A 19,038-nucleotide genomic window follows, 5' to 3' on the forward strand; every position below is an offset into this window, starting at 1 on the left:
AGCGTAGCACGATGATTTATCATCGTTTTAGTGGGGATTGGGGATACTCCCCAACAAGCAAAAGCATACGGTGGTCACCCGTATGCCCTGCTTGCCACTTTACTTCAACATTTACATCCTACAATTATAAAAGCACTTATTCTATTAGAATGTTAAAAGAAAAACGCTGCAAAACCGCATTGGCTGCAACGTTTCTCATTCATATTTAATTGTATTTTGGACATTCATCTGTCCTTTGTTTCGACTTCCTTTATCTCTCTTGCGGTAGCGGTGACGATTTGCAATCCCTTGTCGCTTATATCATCGAGCAGACTATCAAGCTGTCTGCGCTGCGTGGATTTATCTGCTTCTTTATTTTGAAAAAAGAATTGGTCTACCGATACATCTAGAAGAGTAACAAGTTCATAAAAGATTTGAAGGCTTGGGTGCTGTCCGCTGTTTTCAATGGACGCAATATATCGAGGGGCAATGTTCATTTGGTCTGCTAACTCATTTCTTGATAATCCCTTTACCTTTCGAGCTTCTTTTATGGCTTGACCGAAAGCCTTAAAATCATATTTGATTTTTTCCTGCTTCATATTATTTCACCCTATTACATTTTACTGTTCACCTTACCCTCTTAGATATGATTACACATATCATGGCGTTGACTTAAATAAAGCATATTTTTACTTTGTTTTATCTTGACATAAAAAAACAACCGTGATACACTATTATAAATTTGAACAAAAAAGGAGGCTTACGTGTGTTAATTCGTATACGCAAATAAAGCAATAAAAAAGCAGAACTATCTATCCACATTGTGGGCTTTTTTCGCTTGCGTTTACGAATAAACACGTGCTTATACATTATGTGACTGTATAGTCGCATAATGTTGGTTTGCCTTGTTTTGTAGTGATGCAGATTAATGCCCTTTTGTGGGTGTTAACCTGCATTTTTTATTGCACAAAAAACAATGAGTTATGCAATAAAAATGTTTGGAGGAATAAATATATGCAACGAAATAAAAATTTATGGAAGAAAGATTATTTTACAATATTGATTGGGCAAGGATTCTCCCTTATAAGTAGTGGAATTTTGCAAATGTCAATTATTTTTTATTTGACAGCAGAAACAGGTTCTGCAATGGTGTTATCCATAGCAACACTGATTGGTTTCTTGCCGCAAGCGCTTATAGGGCCGTTTGCTGGCGTTTTTGTTGATCGGCATAGCCGAAAGAAAGTAATGATTGGAGCTGACTTAGTTATTGCTGCGGCTGGGGGGGTATTAGCAATTGTTACCCTCTATATGGACTTACCAATCTGGGTAATCATGGGGGTTTTATTTGTCCGAAGTATGGGAACAGCGTTTCACTCGCCGGCATTGAATGCAGCTACACCACTACTCGTGCCAGAAGATCAACTGACAAAGTGTGCGGGATATAGCCAAACTATACAAGCCATAGGGTCAATTATTAGTCCGGCCGCCGCCGCATTCTTGTATACTGTTTGGAACCTAAATCATATCGTTCTTCTTGATATTGTTGGTGCGGCTATAGCTTGTATTTCCGTGGCGATTATTGCAATTCCTAATCCATTGCCGAGTAGCATTGAAGAAAATGTCATGCAGGAAATGAAGGCGGGGTACATGGTCTTAAAAGAGAATAAAGGTCTGTTTGCTTTGCTTTGGATTGGCGCATTATATATGTTCTTTTACATGCCGATTAGTGCGTTATATCCTCTGATGAGTATGGGATATTTCGGCGGAACACCTACTCATGCTTCAATAGCGGAAATTGCCTTTGCTATTGGAATGTTGGTAGGAGGGGTCATATTAAGCGTTTGGGGTGGTTTTAAGAAACGTACTTTTACCATTGGTGCATCGGTTCTTATGATGGGAATTGGTGTTGCCATATCTGGAATACTTCCCTCAAATGCCTTCATTGCCTTTGCGATATGCTGTATGGTTATGGGAGTGTCAGCTCCATTTTATGGAGTGCAAAATGCCCTATTCCAAGAGAAAATTAAACCTGAATATTTAGGGAGGGTCTTTTCTTTGCTTGGAAGTGTAATGTCATTCGCAATGCCTTTGGGCTTATTGTGTTCTGGTCTTTTTGCGGAACAAATAGGTGTTGAAAAATGGTTTTTGATTTCTGGCATAGGAATTATAACCATATCATTTTTGGTGTTTATACTTCCCGTAGTACAATCACTTGATAATCGTACCATATGAAATAGCCTATGCTAAATTGAGCAAAGGAGGGTGGATTTACGATGGGAGTAATTATTTCTGTGCAATAGCAGGGGCTATTGCACGCTAAAAGTGAGCAACTGAAAAATAGCCTTTGCTAATCCTAAATAACATAGAGTGATTAGGAGATGCAAAATGAGCTATATTAATATATATGACGTTTTGCCAAAAGAAATTGTCGAGCAAATCCAAGAATATGTTGACGGTGTTAAGGTCTATATTCCCAAAAAAGCAGATAACCGTAAATCATGGGGAAGCAATACGGACACTAAGCAATTGGTGTCATCTCGTAACCACCAAATAAGGCTTGAACATCAAAATGGATTAACCGTGTCCGAATTAGCTCAAAAGTACTTTTTGGCAGAAAAAACTATACAGAAAATTGTATATTCACGACAATCGACTGAATAACACTAAAGCGCCTAAGCTGTTGATAGCTTATGGCGCTTCTTCTTTTGCCAAACAAGAAGGAGGAATCAATTTCCAGCCCTGAATGGTATGCTAAAGATATATTAAATTATATTGTGCAATTTTGATATTCTTCCAGAGTGGAGGTGTTTTTTTGGTTGGAAAAAATAGAGAGATTAATCATTCATTACCCATCCATTTTTCTCAAAATTACTTGATTAATGCAATGCTCATAAATAGATTACTTCAACAGTCAAACATCAATTCAAATGATGAGGTGCTTGATATTGGAGCAGGAAAAGGAATTATAACAAAAGCATTACTTGACCGTGGTTGCAGAGTTACTGCTGTTGAGCTGGATGAAAAAAACATATTGTATCTTAAAAAACAGTTCAGCAATGAAAAACGTTTTGCTTTGCTTCATGGTGACTTTATGGAATTACCTTTACCGGAAAGGAGCTATAAGATTTTTTCTAATATACCTTTTTTTATTACATCAGATATTCTTAATAAGATTACACAAGCAAAAAATCCGCCCCTTGATACTTATTTAATATTACAAAAACAGGCAGCTATAAAATATTGTGGGGCAATGGAAACTACATTAAAATCTCTTTTGCTTAAACCCAAATTCAATATGATGATTGTGCACCGATTTTCTCGCAATGATTTTTCCCCAAAACCAAATGTGGATATTGTTTTGTTGCACATTCAAAAGCGCAAACTTGACGAATTTACCATGAGAGAATTTGAGCTATATCGTGATTTTATTTGCTATTGTTATAAAAATAATAGAACCTTTTCCAAAAAGATTTTTTCGTACAGGCAATTAAAAGAACTGAGAATAAGACATGAAATATCAAATTATCAGACCTCTGCAATAGCATATGAGGAATGGATAATATTATTTAAGTGCTTTTTACAGTATGTCAGTGACGAAAAAAAAACGCAAGTGATAGGTTCATACAGGCAGTATTTGATACAAGAGTCACTTCTAAAAAAACAATTTAGAGGAAGAAAATAGACTTGTAATATGAAACTCGCATTTAACGCAAGGCCGCCGTTTTCCTTTTGAAAAATTGGACAAACGGAGGGTGTTGCCCTTTTTTGTAGACACGGCGGTATCAAGGAGGTATCGCTGTGTTTATTTTTAGCTCTCATACTCCACCTAATTTCTATTCATCAAAAAAAGCCTACACCCACCAGCGGGAAATTACGGCTTTCAATATGAACACACACATCATCAAGTAAAGGTTAATATTTCCACTTATGCCCGACTGTATTTTCAGTCGGGCATTTTTGCGTTTATAGAGCCTCGCTGCCGTTCTCCACCGCTGTCCTTTCGACTTCAGCAAACCAAAAAATCGAAAGGATGGTAAAAACCATGAAAACAATTAATCTGAAAGATTATTACCCTTACTACACACAAGACACCTTTGTAGAAGTGACTGATGAGCTATTAGCTGTCTTTGAGGAATTTGTAAGAGCTGAATCAGCATATGAGAGAAAGAAATACCGTTACAAAGCTCATTACTCTCTTGACCGTGGCGATGGAATTGAGCACAACATCTTGTTTGTCTCTCTCTCGCTCGATGAGATTTACGAACGTAAGCTTACAAGCCAGCAACTTCACGCTGCCATTGCTTCTCTGCCGGACAAGCAGGCAAAGCGAATCTATGCTCATTATTTTATGGGCATGAGTAAATCAGCAATTGCTAAAGCAGAAGGCGTAAGTGAAAAAGCTGTCCGTATTGGAATAGAAAGAGGTTTACATACCATAGAGAAATATTTAAAAAGTTTTTTCTAAATCACGTTCCGTTTCACAAGGAAAAAAGTCAGGGTATATAGAGGGAGGTATAATCTTCCCCATGTTCCTTGACAATCGAATATACGATATTTTGAGTACGAAACTTATGTGGCTGAAAAGCAAAGCGATATAATGGGCATCGCCATGATGGCCGCTGTAACACACTTGCCAAAATAGGAAACCAAATAATTGATGAGAGCCTTTATGAGCATGGGTATTACAGCAGTCGGAGCGATAAATGCAGCCATTAGACCGAACGGTGGTACGTTCGCCGCAATAACACACATAAGGGATAATGATACTTTCTCACGACCTCCCACAGACTTGAGGGGGAGTTCCTGCAGTATGCGTGGCTTTTGGGACAAGCACATACGGTACTGTGGGGCTATGATAGCTGTGCCAACAGCAACTCAAAATATCCCCTTTGTCGGGGAGCGTGGCAAATACGGCAAACAGATAAAACTAACCGCACCGCATTTTTGTTTTATGAAAATTTGCGGTGTGCTTGGTTTTACTATAAATAATGAAACGACAAACTTTTCATAAATGTTATCTATGCTTATACTTTATATAAGCAATACACTTGGAGGTGATTGCGAATGGAAAATATCAAAAATATATCTAATCCTACTGATACGTCTGCTGCACCGCCTAATTCTTATGAGAAAACCAAAGCATATCAGGATTTTATTAATGTACTTTCTCAGATTATTGAAAAGCATGGTGCAGAAGTTTTAAATGAGATAAATCATGAGAAGTAAAGATATTTTCCAATAATATATTGGAGGTTAACTACTATGAATAGGAGTGGAAAAAAATGTGTACTTTACCCACGTGTAAGTACCGAAATGCAGGTTGACGGCTTCAGCTTGGACGGACAGAAAAATAGCTTAAAGCGATTTGCAGACAGAGAAGAAATGGAAATCGTAAATATTTATGAAGATGCAGGCAAGTCCGGCAAGTCCATTGAGGGCAGACCCGCATTTAAACAGATGCTTGGTGATATTGAAAATGGGTTAGAGATTGACTATATCTTAGTCTATAAGCTCTCCCGCTTTGGTAGAAATGCAGCCGATATTTTAAATTCTTTGGAACATGTTCAATCCTTTGGTGCAAACTTAATTTGCATTGAGGAAGGAATTGATTCCTCGCAAACAAGCGGAAAGCTTTTGATTTCAGTATTGTCTGCCGTTGCAGAAATAGAGCGTGAAAATATCATAGAGCAGACAATGAACGGACGAAAAGAAAAGGCTCGTCAAGGTGGATGGAACGGTGGGTTTGCTCCCTATGGTTACTACCTCAAAGACAAGCAGCTCTATATCCAAGAAAATGAAGCAGAAGCGATACGAATTATCTTTGATAAATATGTAAATGGTAATATGGGATTTTATAAAATTGCAAACTATCTTAATTTGCAGGGTATCCAAAAAATCAAACGTGCCAATGGTACTCTTTCACAATGGAGTACGCATTTTGTCAGAATGATAATCGACAACCCTGTGTACTCTGGGAAAATCGCTTTTGGCAGACGAACAAGAGAAAAAGTCAAAGGCACTAAGAATGAATACCGCCAAGTACATCAAGAGGAATACATTCTTGCAGATGGTCAGCACGAAGCTATTATAAGTGAAGAACTTTGGCAAAAGGCACATGAAAAGCGTGTAATAACTGGTGTGAAAGCCCCATCAAAAATAGGTCGGGACAGAGCACATTTGTTAAGTGGCATTTTAAAATGTCCTAAATGTGGCGGTCCGATGTATACCAACAAACACGCATGGACAAACAAAGACGGTACCTATAGAGAAATTTACTATTATTTATGCAGTAAAGCTCGTACCGCCAGAGGTAAAAGCTGTGATTACAAAGCAATGCTAAAGAAAACGGATATTGAGCCACTTGTTATTGAAGCAATTAGAGAGTTGATTAAAAATCAAGATTTTGCAACAGAGGTTAAATCAAAAATAGGAAAACAAATTGATACCTCTACTCTTGATAGAGAGCTGAAAAATTATGAAATCAAACTGCGAGAAGTCGATTTGAATAAAACTCGTCTTGAAAATGAAATTGACAGCTTGCCGGAGGATACTCGTTTTAGAGAACGTAAGCTTCACGATATGACGCTCCGACTTGATGGACTGTACGATGTTATTGTAGAGCTTGAAGAAAAAATCGAGGACGTCAAGCTACGCCGCAAGGCTGTGGAACAGGATGCCATTACTTTAGAGAACATCTACACCCTGTTGGCAAACTTTGAAAAGGTGTATGACAAAATCAGCGATGAAGAGAAAAAATCTCTAATTTCTTCACTAATCAAAGAAATAGAGATTTTCCCATGTGATGAATCAGAGCTACCTCTGAAATCAATTTTATTCAATTTTCCGGTTTATAAGAACGGTGGAGATGTTTACGAATTTTTGTGGGACAAAAGTACGCACGTCTCCACATGCACCGTCTGCGGAAACATATCCACCGCACAAACTTTCTCTACCTTATACCCATTCTCCTGCAAGATTACTAAATCCCTTGCCAATGAAGTAGGCTTACAGCTAATATATACTAATCTATCCACCCCATAATTAATAATCTTATTCAGTGCCTTCGGATGAATACCATCTCTTGGTGGATCAAGTACAATTAAATCCGGTTTATCTTTAATATCATCAATAACTTTAAGTACATCGCCTGCGATGAATTCACAGTTATCAAGCTTGTTAAGTTTTGCATTCTCTCTTGCTGCAACTACCGCTTCTTCTACGATTTCAACACCCACTACTTTCTTTGCTACTGGAGCAAGTAGTTGAGCAATTGTTCCTGTTCCACTGTATAGATCGAAGATTAATTTGTCTTTAGTTTCTCCAACGTATTCTCTTGCCTTACTATACAGCACTTCAGCTCCAAGTGAATTAGTTTGGAAGAAAGAGAACGTGGAGATTTTGAATTTTAAGCCTAATAGTTCTTCATAGAAGAAATCTTGACCATATAAGATTTCCATAGAATCGCTTTGAACCACGTCTGCTAAACTATCGTTGATGGTATGAGCGATTCCTACAATTTTTCCGTTTAAGGAAAGTGCTAATAGTTGATCCTTAAATTCCCCTAATGCAACTTGTTGTTGAGATGAAGTTACTAAGTTGATAATCATCTCCCCAGTTTTCACTGCACGACGAACAAGTAGATGTCTTAAGTATCCTTCATGAGAGTTCTTTTTATAGAAACTAATTCCTCTCTCACTGAAGTAGTTCAATACAGTTGTAAGGATTTGATTATAGTCTTCGTCTACGATTTTACAATGAGATGCGGTTACGATGTCGTGGAAACTTCCCTTCTTATGAAGTCCTAATGCAAGTGGACCATCTTTCACTTCATCTCCGAAAGAGAACTCCATCTTGTTACGGTATCCCCATTCCACAGGACTTCCAAGGATTCCTTCGAATTCATACTCTTCACATACTTCATCAATTAATTTCTTAACTTGAGATGCTTTGAGACTTAATTGATTATCATAAGAAAATGTTTGATAAGTGCAACCACCGCAAGGTCCGAAATGTGGACATAACGCATCACGATTCTCAAAAACAGATTTTTCAATTACCTCGTTTAATCTACCTTCTGCTCTTCCTTGGCGTTTCTTACTAATGGAGAAACGTACCTTCTGACCAAGTAATGCATTCTTGATGGTAACTTTCGTGTCCTCTATCATAACAATTCCCTTGTTAGGAAAATCTACTCTTTCTACAATGCCTTCGAAAACTTCGCCTTTTTTCATCTTAACTACCTATTCTTTCTATATATTAATTCAATATTTATTATAGCCGTTGATAAATCCGTATCTTTAGAGATACCTCATGATATTTTAACATAGGATTCCCAATTCAACAATTATATATTTCATTTTTCTGTGTTATCTTCTATAATAAGAGTATTGTGTAAAGTATCTCTAATGTAAAATTAATTAAGTAATCTGAATTGCATAGTATCTTCATACCATGATACTATGTGATTTACTCTGAATGAATTTTACTTTAGAACCATCAGCTGACACTATAATTATAATAACCGTCTATAATAACGGAGGACATACCAATGCAATTTACAATAGATTCTTATGAAATTACCTATCAAGTGCAATATGCGAAGCGTCAGAAGATCACGATGGAGTTAAGCCCAGAGGGACTTGTAAGCTTGAAAGCTCCACTTAAGACGCCGATAGAGGAACTTGAGAAATTCCTAATTAGTAACAAAAAGCCTATCCTTAAGTTATATAAGAGTTTGGAGAACCGTACCTATATCTCTCGTGAGAAGAAGTATGACGAAGAGGAGAATTTTCTATTCCTAGGGAAAGCGTGTAAACTGAGCGAGTTGTTGACTGAAATTCCAGAAACTGAAGAAGCGGTTCAGGCCGCCCTTTACTCTTTCTACACTAAGCGTACCAAAGAGATTACCAAGGAACGAGTGAAATACTATGAAAAAGTAATCGGGGTGAAAGCTAAGAGCGTAACTATAGTTAATTCACCAAAAACTTGGGGAACCTGCAATTCCAATAAGGAATTAACCTTCAATTATCGTTTATCAATGGCTGCTCCTGCTGCCATCGATTATGTCGTAATTCATGAGCTTTGCCATATACTTCACTTGAACCACGATCGCTCATTCTGGAGAAAAGTAGGGAGTTTTGATTCTAGATACGAATCACACCAAGCATACCTAGCACAGTTTGGCGCTTTTATGACGATCTAACAAGGCGTTACTTTCAAGTTTCCTTTAATAGATTAGCCTCCCCCCTTGCAATTGATACTTTCTGAATATATAATAAATTCTAGATGCTACTTAAAAGTTAATGGATAGCTTATAAGTGACTAAAGTTAATGCAAAACTAGTCAAAGAGATATTTACACTCTGCTTGCTAAGTAAGCACAGTTTCTTTTTTAGCTGATAACTTACTTCGTTTGCACATGTCGATATCAACCAAAACATTTCAATTAATAAAGGAGGCTTTTTTATGTCTAAAATTGACGTAGTAAGAAGCGATATGATGACTGCTATGAAAGCAGGCGAAAAAGAAAAGAAAAATGCTCTTTCCGCATTATTAACTGCTCTTAAGAATGCAGCAATTGATAAAAGAAGTGATTTAACACAAGAGGAAGAAGACAGCGTAGTATTAAAGGAAATCAAGGTATTAAAAGAAAGTATTGATTCTTCTCCAGCTGATCGTACTGAATTCATCGAGGATTGCCAATTCCGAATTGATGTAATGCAAGCATATGCTCCTGTATTCATGTCCGAAGATGAAATTAAGGCAACAATTCAAGGTGTGTTAGATGAACTTGGTATTACCACTCCCGCAGCCAAAGACAAAGGTAACATCATGAAAAACCTTATGCCTAAAGTAAAAGGTAAGGCAGACAGTGCTCTTGTTAACCAAATGGTAAGTAAATTATTCGCTTAATAGTTGCTAGCAACTACTATAATTAAAAATAGAAATTAGTGAATATAAAATAAACAAAAATGAGTTCATTAAGTATGTACGATTATGATTGTATCTACTAATGAACTCACTTTTTATTATTATGAACTATATTATCCGGATAAGAGCTTTGCATTAAAAACTTAAATCACATAAGAAACTCAACCAACTTTAGATGAATAAATATTCCATAGTACTTTTTTTAAGTAGAATGGACCTCTTAACTTCCTAATCCTATTTTATAAAACCTCATCAATGAATCCATCGTATCAGCAAGATTTTGTTCACTCAAGTCCTTAGCCTCTTCAAAGCTCATAGGTGCTCGGTTAATACTAAAGATTGATGTAACCCCCATATCATAAGCAGCTTCTATGTCCTCTGCAATCGAACCAACCACTGCGATCACAGGAACATTCTCTACCTTCGCACGCATCGCTATTCCAATTACAGCCTTTCCACGAAGGCTTTGGCTGTCAATACGTCCCTCCCCTGTGAATACCATGTCCGTTCCTATTAACAATTCATCGAATTTAATGAGATCTAATAACGTGTCGATACCAGAACGAAGTTTTCCTTGAAAGAAAGAAACCACACCAGCCCCGAAGCCTCCTGCTGCACCTGCACCTGGCATTTTACTAACTCTTTTTCCTAAAACTTCTGCGATTACATCTGCTAAGGATTGTAGATTGTAATCCAGTAGTTCAACTGTAGATGCATCTGCACCTTTTTGTGGTGCGAATACATATGCTGCTCCTTCTGGCCCATACAGCGGATTATCAATATCACACATTGCCGTTACTTTTATCCCCTGTAACAGTTCCTGTGTTATACTATTGTCGATATCAGCTATCTTTGTTAAGCTATCAGCGGTAGGTATGAATTCTTTTCCCATCGTATCAAAGAAACAGGTACCTAATGCCCTAGCTGCTCCAACCCCACAATCATTGGTACAACTACCACCTAATCCAAGAATAATCTCCTTACAACCTTGTTCAATAGCATGTTTCATCATTTGACCTACGCCATATGTGGTAGTTTTTCTTGGATTTAATCCGTATTCACTGTTCATTGCTAACATAAGACCTGCTGCACTCGCCATCTCAATTACCGCGGTATCTCCTAATCTAGCATAATAAGTTTCAATTGTTTCTCCGTATGGTCCAGTCGTTCTAAGCGTAATCTTCTTAGCATCAGTTGCATGTAAAAAGCAGTCAACGGTACCTTCTCCACCATCAGCTATTGGTACTTTAATCGTTTCACATGAGGGAAAATGTTTCTTCACTACTGCTTCCATTACGTTGCATATTTGAATGGATGATAACGTTCCTTTGTATGAATCTGGTATAATAATACAGCGCTTCATCTGTTTCCTCCGTGATCTTTATATATGATTCTCAACATACACAGCAAATTCCTTGATTGATATTGGTTTAGAATAATAATATCCTTGTGCTATGTCACAAGATATATTCTCTAAGAATTTCTCTTGCTCTATTGTCTCCACACCTTCACAAACTACTTTCATATTAAGCTTATGTGCTAGCTCAACCACGTTTTCTATAACATCTCTTTTCGCTTGTGATTTTTCAGAATCTGTTAAGAATTCTCTGTCGATCTTAAGTATATCCGCTGGCATCTCAGTAAGTAGATTTAATGAAGAATATCCGCTACCAAAGTCATCAATTGCAATCTTAATGTTGCATTCTTTTAGTTGATTTACAACTCGAACCAGACGAGTATGATTCTCAATATAGAAAGTTTCTGTTACTTCTAATTCAATTAGTTGCCCATCTACTCCCGTATTCTTCATTATTGCAAATATATTATCTACATATTGAGGATTTGAGAAGAGATATCTAGATTGATTTACCGAAATTGGGAATGTAGGTAAATCATTCTTAACTCTATTCACTATATACTCTGAGACTTCATTAAGCACATAGTAATCCAACTCCTCAATGAATCCATTTCGCTCAAAAACAGGTATGAACTGATCTGGAAATATCATAGTTTCATCTGGCTTTACCCAACGAATCAATGCCTCTGCGCCAACTAGCTTTTTCGTCTTAAGATCTACTTTAGGCTGATAGAATACTTTAAATTCCTTATCATTTAGGGCTTTCTTCATCTCTTCTTCTATCCGTGTTTCAAGTATTAGCTTTTCCTCCATCTCGTCCGTATAGATTACGTATAAGGAATGTCTTTTATCTTTATCCACTTTTCGTGCCAAGATGGCCTTATCAATCATGTTAGCAACAGCTTCCTTACGATTCTCAATTTGATATAATCCGAAATTCATAGTAATTGGAATATCTAGCTTATATTCTAGCCTTGCTTCATCTAAGAAATAATATATTTCTTGGATTAACTTAATATAGTTTGTGTTCTCAATTAATATTGCAAACTCATCATCGGATATCCTGGAAATAATCTCATCCTTTATTAATAAAGTTCGTACTTTACTTATAATAGTTTGCAATAAGTCATCTCCTACTTTTCTACCATAATACTGGATAAAATACTTGAACCGATAGATATCGAATACCATGATGTAGTATTGTTTATTCTCCTGCTCTGCTAAGATTTTTGGAACAAGTTTTTCAAAATGTAGTTTATTGTAGCAGCCTGTTAATTTATCAAACGCGACTATTCGTCTGTACAACCTTTGTAGAATGATAATCAGTACAACAATTACGAATAATGACAGTAGTGCAACAACTAAAATCATCTTACTGTACTCACGTAAGAAGGCGGATAGGCTAAATACGGAATGTTGATTGCTAAGTTCCATATTAATAGTTTCACACGAATCCATCGGAGACAAATACTGAATGCAATTATTAATGATCCCTATAAGTCGACTATCTGCATCGCTTGGTACTCCCATAGTAATTTCAATCTTAGCATTAGCCATTTGATTAACTAAGATTTCTTCGTCTCCACTGTTACGTAAAGCTTTGTTAACATTATAATAATCAATTACTGCAAAATCTGCTGTCTTTTTTTCTATTGCCTCTATACAATCTTCTAGTGTATCTGCCCAAAGGATATGGCGTACTTGAAATTGTTTATAAAAATAATTACTAAGATGTTTCATAGACTTAACTGCTACAAGATTCAAGTCCTTTGTTTGATGAATGTATTCTTTCACACTCAATAACATTACCTGATTTGTAAAATAGGGCGATGTAATGTTTATATTCCTGTTCGATAATTGTTGTTTTATATTGGGGATTACCGATATTAGATCAATTTTCCCAGTATCCATATCCCTATTCATATCTTCTAAAGAATCATAAGGATAATATGTAAATTGTAAACCTGACAGCTTCTCTATTCGTTTACATAATTGAATCAATGCACCTGCTGCCTCTCCTTTTTCATTATAATAAGAATATGGGTACCAATCTTTTAGATATGCAACTCTCAAATTTTCCGTATCATTTATATAGGACATTTCACTTTTCGTGAATAATGGCTGCGTTGATGTAACACTCGTTCCATAGTATTCCTCATATAACTGCATCTCAAAGTAAGGATTATTACATTGTATCTGCTTCATTGCATCATCTAATGGTTCAAGTAACTCTTCGTTTCCTTCTTTTGTCATAAAATAAAACGGATCTACACTGAATTTTGCAACCATTCGAAATGTATCTTTCCATGAAAGGCTCCCTGCAACCATTGCATCGATTTCACCGGCCTGCAACGCATTCTGCATCAACTCATCTGTATCATATTCCTTATTATTATATTGAAAGCCCATCTTTTTTGCATAATCTGCAAATTCATTATTCTGAAAGCTGCCTTTTAGGAAACCGATATCACAATTATTAAACGCTTGTATATCATTATAATAAAATGTCTTGTTATCCGATTTCACTAATAAAACACCATACTCCTTACCGCAGGAATACTTTGAAAAGTCAAACTTCTCATCTCGTTCTTTTGAATACTGAGCGTTGCATAAGAAATCTATTTCCCCATCCTCAAGTTTTTGTAAACAATTTTCCCAAGTATCATATACATATTCATAATTCCAGTTCGTATACTTTGATATCTCTTCAAGATACGCAACACCATAACCTGAATACTCATCAGTAGCTTCTTCTTCTATAAATCTAGCGTAATCAATATAACCAATTTTTATTGTTTTGCGCTCTTTTCCTAGCGAATGAATAGGTATAATGCAAGTGATAATAAGTAACAAAAAAAACAACCGACTCTTTTGTTTCATATGTACTCCTCCTAAACTGATAATCAGAATAAAATACAATATTATACTTCTTTCTCTTATATTATATATTATCTTCCTTATTATTTCATTATATTTTTACCAAGTCATAATAGAAACCTTATATACTAACCCCTTGTTTCCATTTTTCTATTGGTATATAATGAATCACAGTTAATATAGACAAACTTCATCTATCAGAGGTAATTTTTCATTCAATAAAATAGATAGTAAAACGTGAATTTCTATCATTGACGCCACTAACTTACACACAGAAAGGATAATACTATGAAATACGAATTAGATATTCATACACATACAATAGCAAGTGGACATGCCTATAATACTTTGCAAGAGATGATCCATACAGCAAAGGAAAAAGGACTTAAATTATTAGGAGTATCCGATCATGCCATTGCGATGCCTGGAACTTGTCACTTATTCTACTTCCATAATCTAAAGGTAGTCGAAAGACAATACGGGGATTTAGAACTTATGCTTGGTTCAGAAGTAAATGTTATTGGTTATAACGGGGAACTAGACTTAGATGAAGAGACTCTTAAAGGTCTCGATTATGCCATTGCAAGTCTTCATACTCCTTGCCTTGCACCCGGAACAATGGCGCAGAATACCAATGCATTGATCAAAGCTATGGAAAATCCACATATCAATGTAATTGGGCATCCAGATGATTCCCGTTTTCCTATTGATTATGAACAATTAGTACTTGCAGCAAAGAAAAACCATGTCCTTATTGAAATCAATAACAGTTCCTTGAATCCAAAAGGATTCCGTCAAAATGCAAGGGAGAACGATATTACAATTCTAAATCTCTGTAAGCAATATGATGTACCTGTTTGCTTAAACAGTGATGCTCATATCTCATCCGATATTGGTAATACCATATTCATTGATCCATTACTAGCTGAGACGAATTTTCCAGAAGAACTTATAATAAATACTTCCGTTGATAAATTCAAACATTTCCTATCAAACAAATAAGTTATGCGCTATTTTCAGTAAATACATCTGTATTTTTAATAAATATCAGAGTATTTCCAAAGTGTGTGACATTTCGATATAACTTACAGGAATAGTTTCTATAACATCCTTACGTTTCCCTCTTTACTTTATAACTTTATCGTGGTAAAATATTATATATTTCAAAAAAGGAGCGTAAGGAATGAGTAAGAAGATTAGAACCACTGCTGTAGATTATTTGTTTGAAGCAATTCTAAGTCTTAAAGATAACGAAGAATGTTATACATTCTTTGAAGACGTATGCACAGTGAATGAACTATTATCTCTCTCTCAAAGATTTGAAGTTGCGAAGATGCTTCGTCAACATAAAACATATCTTGAAATTGCAGAGAAAACTGGTGCTTCAACCGCTACCATCAGCAGAGTGAATCGTTCCCTCAACTACGGAAACGATGGTTACGATATGGTCTTCTCCCGTTTAGGAGAATTATTCGAAGATGAATCTACAGATTCTGAACAATAGAATGACATATAGAAAAAGAACGTTAGGTGGGACAACCTCCTAACGTTCTTTTTCTATATGTTTTTTATATGTCATTCTATATAATCTATTCTTTTTTAGGAGAAGCTTTTTCAGCTTCTTTTTCTTTTTTCTTCTTAGGCTTATCTTCATCCTGATTAACATTTATCGAATCAATTAATCTCTCAATAATGGCCTTCTTTACATACACATCAAAACTTAGCATACAAATCATGGAGAATGTCGATAGAAAATCCTTCTCTTCTTCTGGTGCTTTTTCAAAAGTAGATTTCGACCTTGTATACTTCTTCATCACATCTTTCACTAGTAAATCAATATGTTCTTTTTCAAGGTTGAACACTTCACTGTAGATGTCCTCTAAGTCAATTCCCATATCAGACTGATAATACATCTCTGTTAAAGGATTCAATATATTCTGGATATCCGTTATTGAGAGAATATTCTTATAATAATATATAAATATTAATAATATCATATGTTCTTTCGTATATTTCTTCTTGTTCGGTGGGGGTAATAGATTATTCTTAGTGTAGTTGTTAATCATCGTTTTGGTTAACATCTTATCATCTTTATCACGTATGTTTGACTTAAGATGCTTGTCCATATACGTAGTAACCTGATCCATATATAACTCTATATTCGGTATGTCCTCTGCCTTAATGTAATCAATTTTTTTGATATCATTTAATAATTTATTCATATATTCATCTCTAGATATATCCAATTTTATCACCTCGTTGTATATATTATATAGTATTTGATACTAGATAACAAGTACTAAATAACAATATCTATATCAAATTAAGTTTGAATATGAGTTGTAACCTAATATAGATAATGCTATAATATAAACATATGTTTGTAACTTATCAGTTACCGATTTTACCATTTTATAAAGATAGGCGGTATTCATTATGAGTATTTATGATACACTTAATCCTCAGCAGTTAGAAGCTGTTAAACACAATAAAGGACCCTTGCTTATATTAGCAGGTGCTGGTTCAGGAAAGACAAGAGTTCTTACCCATCGAATTGCATACTTAATTGATGAACTTGATGTTAATCCATGGAACATATTAGCCATTACCTTCACAAACAAAGCTGCTAAAGAGATGCGTGAAAGGGTTGATAACATAGTTGGATATGGGTCTGAGAATATCTGGGTTAGTACGTTCCATTCAACCTGTGTACGTATCCTTCGTCGATATATCGATTGTCTTGGTTATGATAAGAACTTTACTATATATGATACAGATGACCAAAAGACCTTAATCCGTGATGTGTGTAAATATCTTAACATCGATACAAAAACCTACAAGGAACGCTCCTTATTAAGCGCTATCTCAGCAGCGAAAAATGAGTTAATTACACCAGAGAGATATGAACGTGAATCACAGGGCGACTTAACCAAAAGTAAATATGCTAGCGTTTATAAAGAATATCAAAAACGTTTGAAACAAAACAATGCTCTCGACTTTGACGATTTGATTTTCAAAACAGTGGAACTATTCGAAAACCACACTGATGCTCTTGAATATTATCAAAAACGATTCAAATATATCATGGTTGATGAATATCAAGATACCAACACAGTACAGTTTAAACTAATTAGTACTTTAGCTTCTAGACGAAACGAAGATGGAATAATTGAGAATAACCTATGTGTCGTTGGAGATGATGACCAATCCATCTACAAATTCCGTGGTGCCAATATCTACAATATACTTAACTTTGAAAAGCAATTTCCTTCAACTAAGGTAATCAAACTTGAACAAAACTACCGTTCCACAAGCACTATTCTAGATGCAGCAAACGAAGTAATCCATAATAATCTTGGGCGTAAGGACAAGCGTCTATGGACAGATAATGGTGAGGGCGAACCCTTATCCTTTACACAATTTGATACAGAATATGAAGAAGCCAATGAAATTGTTTCAGATATGTATAACTTAATACTAAACGATGGCCACGACTATAACGAATTTGCCATTCTATATCGTACCAATGCACAGTCCCGTATATTCGAAGAGAAATTAATTCTTCGTAATATTCCTTATAAAATTGTTGGCGGTACTAACTTTTATCAAAGAAAAGAAATCAAAGATATCTTAGCATACCTTAAAACAATAGATAATGGTCTTGATGATATCGCGGTAAAACGTATCATTAATATACCACGTCGTGGAATTGGCTTAACCACCATTGACCGCGTAACTGATTATGCAATATGGAATGGAATGAGTTTCTACGAAGCATTAAAACATGCTGAGTCTATTCCAGGCTTAGGACGTGGTACTTCAAAGATCTCCCCATTTGTTAGTTTAATTGAAGTCCTAAAGTCAAAGATGGCAAATCCAGCGTATTCCCTAGAGGATTTAATTAATGAGGTTTTAGAAGCAACTGGTTATCTAAGCGAACTTGAAGCGGAGGATACCGAAGAAGCACAAGGAAGAATTGAAAATATTAACGAATTAATTAATAAAGTGGTTTCTTATGAAAAGACAACGGAAGAAGAACCTAGCTTGAGTGGTTTCTTAGAAGAAGTTGCATTAGTTGCAGATATTGATAATTTAGAAGATTCTAATAATGTTGTTGTTTTAATGACACTTCATTCAGCAAAAGGTCTTGAATTCCCTTATGTATACTTATGTGGAATGGAAGAAGGAATCTTCCCAAGTTATATGTGTATCAATTCTGATGATCCTACAGACATTGAAGAAGAACGTCGCCTTTGTTATGTAGGGATCACTCGTGCAATGAAGAGATTGTATCTTAGTGCGGCTAGACAACGTATGGTCAGAGGCGAAACACAATTCAATCGTCCTTCCCGTTTTATAGGCGAGATACCACGCTATTTATTAAGCCAATCCTCCTCTTCGGGTAATCGTTATAGTGCTGGAGGTAATTCGTCTTCCCAATTTGGTGGTTCTCCCGCTAAGACTCCTTATTACGGAAGCGGTTCAACACAAAAAGGCGGCACCTGGACACCTCAAGAGAATACGCAATCGGACGGGAAAGATGTCTTTGCGAATAATCCATTTATCACAAAAGGCTTTGGTGGTTCAAGTAAACTTGGTCCTACTACTTTCGATAAAATCAAACCATCACCTGCTGTTATTGATTATGGCGTAGGTGATACCGTTAAACATATCAAGTTCGGTGTTGGAATTGTATCTGAGATGGTAAAACAAGGTGATGATTATGTAGTAAGTGTGGATTTTGATACATTAGGTACCAAAAAGATGAAGGCCTCTTTTGCAAAATTACAGAAACTATAGAAAGTATAGTTTTGGGTTTTAGTTTTGTCTGATTATATATTATATATTTTTACGTTAATTTATTAAATAATTCAATACTATAGTAAAATATAAACT

General features: G+C 35.7%; 16 protein-coding genes and 1 pseudogene. 12 read left to right on the forward strand and 5 right to left on the reverse strand.

The annotated features are described in order from the left end of the window. Window positions 1–224: 224 nt before the first annotated feature. A complete protein-coding gene (locus BUB90_RS19440) occupies window positions 225–578 on the reverse strand; it encodes a helix-turn-helix transcriptional regulator (protein ID WP_073290560.1) in 354 nt (117 codons plus the stop codon). A gap of 415 nt (window positions 579–993) precedes the next feature. Between BUB90_RS19440 and BUB90_RS19445 the strand changes: the two genes are divergently transcribed. The 7 genes from BUB90_RS19445 (at window position 994) to BUB90_RS24485 (ending at window position 7,020) form a co-directional block, all read left to right on the forward strand. Then, window positions 994–2,211: an MFS transporter gene (locus BUB90_RS19445; RefSeq protein ID WP_073290562.1), complete on the forward strand. Its 1,218-nt coding sequence runs from the start codon at window positions 994–996 to the stop codon at window positions 2,209–2,211. A gap of 153 nt (window positions 2,212–2,364) precedes the next feature. After that, window positions 2,365–2,640, forward strand: a complete 276-nt coding sequence (locus tag BUB90_RS19450) for a CD3324 family protein (protein WP_073290564.1) — start codon at window positions 2,365–2,367, stop codon at window positions 2,638–2,640. Between the two features lie 151 nt (window positions 2,641–2,791). Further along, complete coding sequence (locus tag BUB90_RS19455; protein WP_073290566.1) at window positions 2,792–3,661, forward strand: rRNA adenine N(6)-methyltransferase family protein; 870 nt, start codon at window positions 2,792–2,794, stop codon at window positions 3,659–3,661. Window positions 3,662–4,021: 360 nt separating this feature from the next. After that, window positions 4,022–4,444, forward strand: coding sequence for an RNA polymerase sigma factor (locus tag BUB90_RS19460; RefSeq protein ID WP_073290568.1), 423 nt, complete (start codon window positions 4,022–4,024; stop codon window positions 4,442–4,444). 345 nt (window positions 4,445–4,789) lie between these two features. Further along, window positions 4,790–4,990, forward strand: coding sequence for a hypothetical protein (locus BUB90_RS23320; RefSeq protein ID WP_139241818.1), 201 nt, complete (start codon window positions 4,790–4,792; stop codon window positions 4,988–4,990). 53 nt (window positions 4,991–5,043) lie between these two features. Then, on the forward strand, window positions 5,044–5,205 hold the full coding sequence (locus BUB90_RS23655) for a hypothetical protein (protein WP_170865539.1): 162 nt from the start codon (window positions 5,044–5,046) through the stop codon (window positions 5,203–5,205). A gap of 36 nt (window positions 5,206–5,241) precedes the next feature. After that, window positions 5,242–7,020, forward strand: a complete 1,779-nt coding sequence (locus BUB90_RS24485) for a recombinase family protein (RefSeq protein WP_408605964.1) — start codon at window positions 5,242–5,244, stop codon at window positions 7,018–7,020. Here the strand turns inward: BUB90_RS24485 and rlmD are convergent. Further along, a pseudogene (rlmD, locus tag BUB90_RS19475) lies at window positions 6,921–8,210 on the reverse strand (23S rRNA (uracil(1939)-C(5))-methyltransferase RlmD); the annotation flags it as partial. The gene BUB90_RS24485 and the pseudogene rlmD overlap by 100 nt on opposite strands. A 317-nt stretch (window positions 8,211–8,527) precedes the next feature. On the opposite strand from rlmD, the gene BUB90_RS19480 reads away from it, so the two are divergent. Both BUB90_RS19480 and BUB90_RS19485 read left to right on the forward strand, forming a co-directional pair. Then, complete coding sequence (locus tag BUB90_RS19480) at window positions 8,528–9,181, forward strand: M48 family metallopeptidase (RefSeq protein ID WP_073290574.1); 654 nt, start codon at window positions 8,528–8,530, stop codon at window positions 9,179–9,181. A 262-nt stretch (window positions 9,182–9,443) separates the two neighbouring features. Beyond that, on the forward strand, window positions 9,444–9,890 hold the full coding sequence (locus BUB90_RS19485; RefSeq protein ID WP_073290576.1) for a GatB/YqeY domain-containing protein: 447 nt from the start codon (window positions 9,444–9,446) through the stop codon (window positions 9,888–9,890). 238 nt (window positions 9,891–10,128) lie between these two features. Here BUB90_RS19485 and BUB90_RS19490 read toward each other — a convergent pair whose 3' ends face one another. Both BUB90_RS19490 and BUB90_RS19495 read right to left on the reverse strand, forming a co-directional pair. After that, on the reverse strand, window positions 10,129–11,271 hold the full coding sequence (locus tag BUB90_RS19490) for a glycerate kinase family protein (protein WP_073290578.1): 1,143 nt from the start codon (window positions 11,269–11,271) through the stop codon (window positions 10,129–10,131). An 18-nt stretch (window positions 11,272–11,289) separates the two neighbouring features. Next, on the reverse strand, window positions 11,290–14,145 hold the full coding sequence (locus BUB90_RS19495) for an EAL domain-containing protein (protein ID WP_073290580.1): 2,856 nt from the start codon (window positions 14,143–14,145) through the stop codon (window positions 11,290–11,292). Window positions 14,146–14,430: 285 nt separating this feature from the next. Here BUB90_RS19495 and BUB90_RS19500 point away from each other — a divergent pair, with 285 nt between their 5' ends. Together BUB90_RS19500 and BUB90_RS19505 are read left to right on the forward strand one after the other, a co-directional pair. Next, the gene (locus BUB90_RS19500) at window positions 14,431–15,144 is read left to right on the forward strand and encodes a phosphatase (protein WP_073290581.1); all 714 of its coding nucleotides are present in this window, start codon (window positions 14,431–14,433) and stop codon (window positions 15,142–15,144) included. Window positions 15,145–15,325: 181 nt separating this feature from the next. Beyond that, complete coding sequence (locus BUB90_RS19505; RefSeq protein ID WP_073290583.1) at window positions 15,326–15,646, forward strand: YerC/YecD family TrpR-related protein; 321 nt, start codon at window positions 15,326–15,328, stop codon at window positions 15,644–15,646. An 85-nt stretch (window positions 15,647–15,731) separates the two neighbouring features. On the opposite strand, the gene BUB90_RS19510 is transcribed toward BUB90_RS19505, so the two are convergent. Beyond that, a complete protein-coding gene (locus BUB90_RS19510; protein ID WP_073290670.1) occupies window positions 15,732–16,364 on the reverse strand; it encodes a DUF1836 domain-containing protein in 633 nt (210 codons plus the stop codon). 214 nt (window positions 16,365–16,578) lie between these two features. Here BUB90_RS19510 and pcrA point away from each other — a divergent pair, with 214 nt between their 5' ends. Beyond that, window positions 16,579–18,942, forward strand: coding sequence for a DNA helicase PcrA (gene pcrA, locus BUB90_RS19515; RefSeq protein ID WP_073290585.1), 2,364 nt, complete (start codon window positions 16,579–16,581; stop codon window positions 18,940–18,942). Window positions 18,943–19,038 lie beyond the last annotated feature (96 nt).

The sequence above is a fragment of the Anaerosporobacter mobilis DSM 15930 genome, from assembly GCF_900142955.1.
Taxonomy (GTDB): domain Bacteria; phylum Bacillota; class Clostridia; order Lachnospirales; family Lachnospiraceae; genus Anaerosporobacter; species Anaerosporobacter mobilis.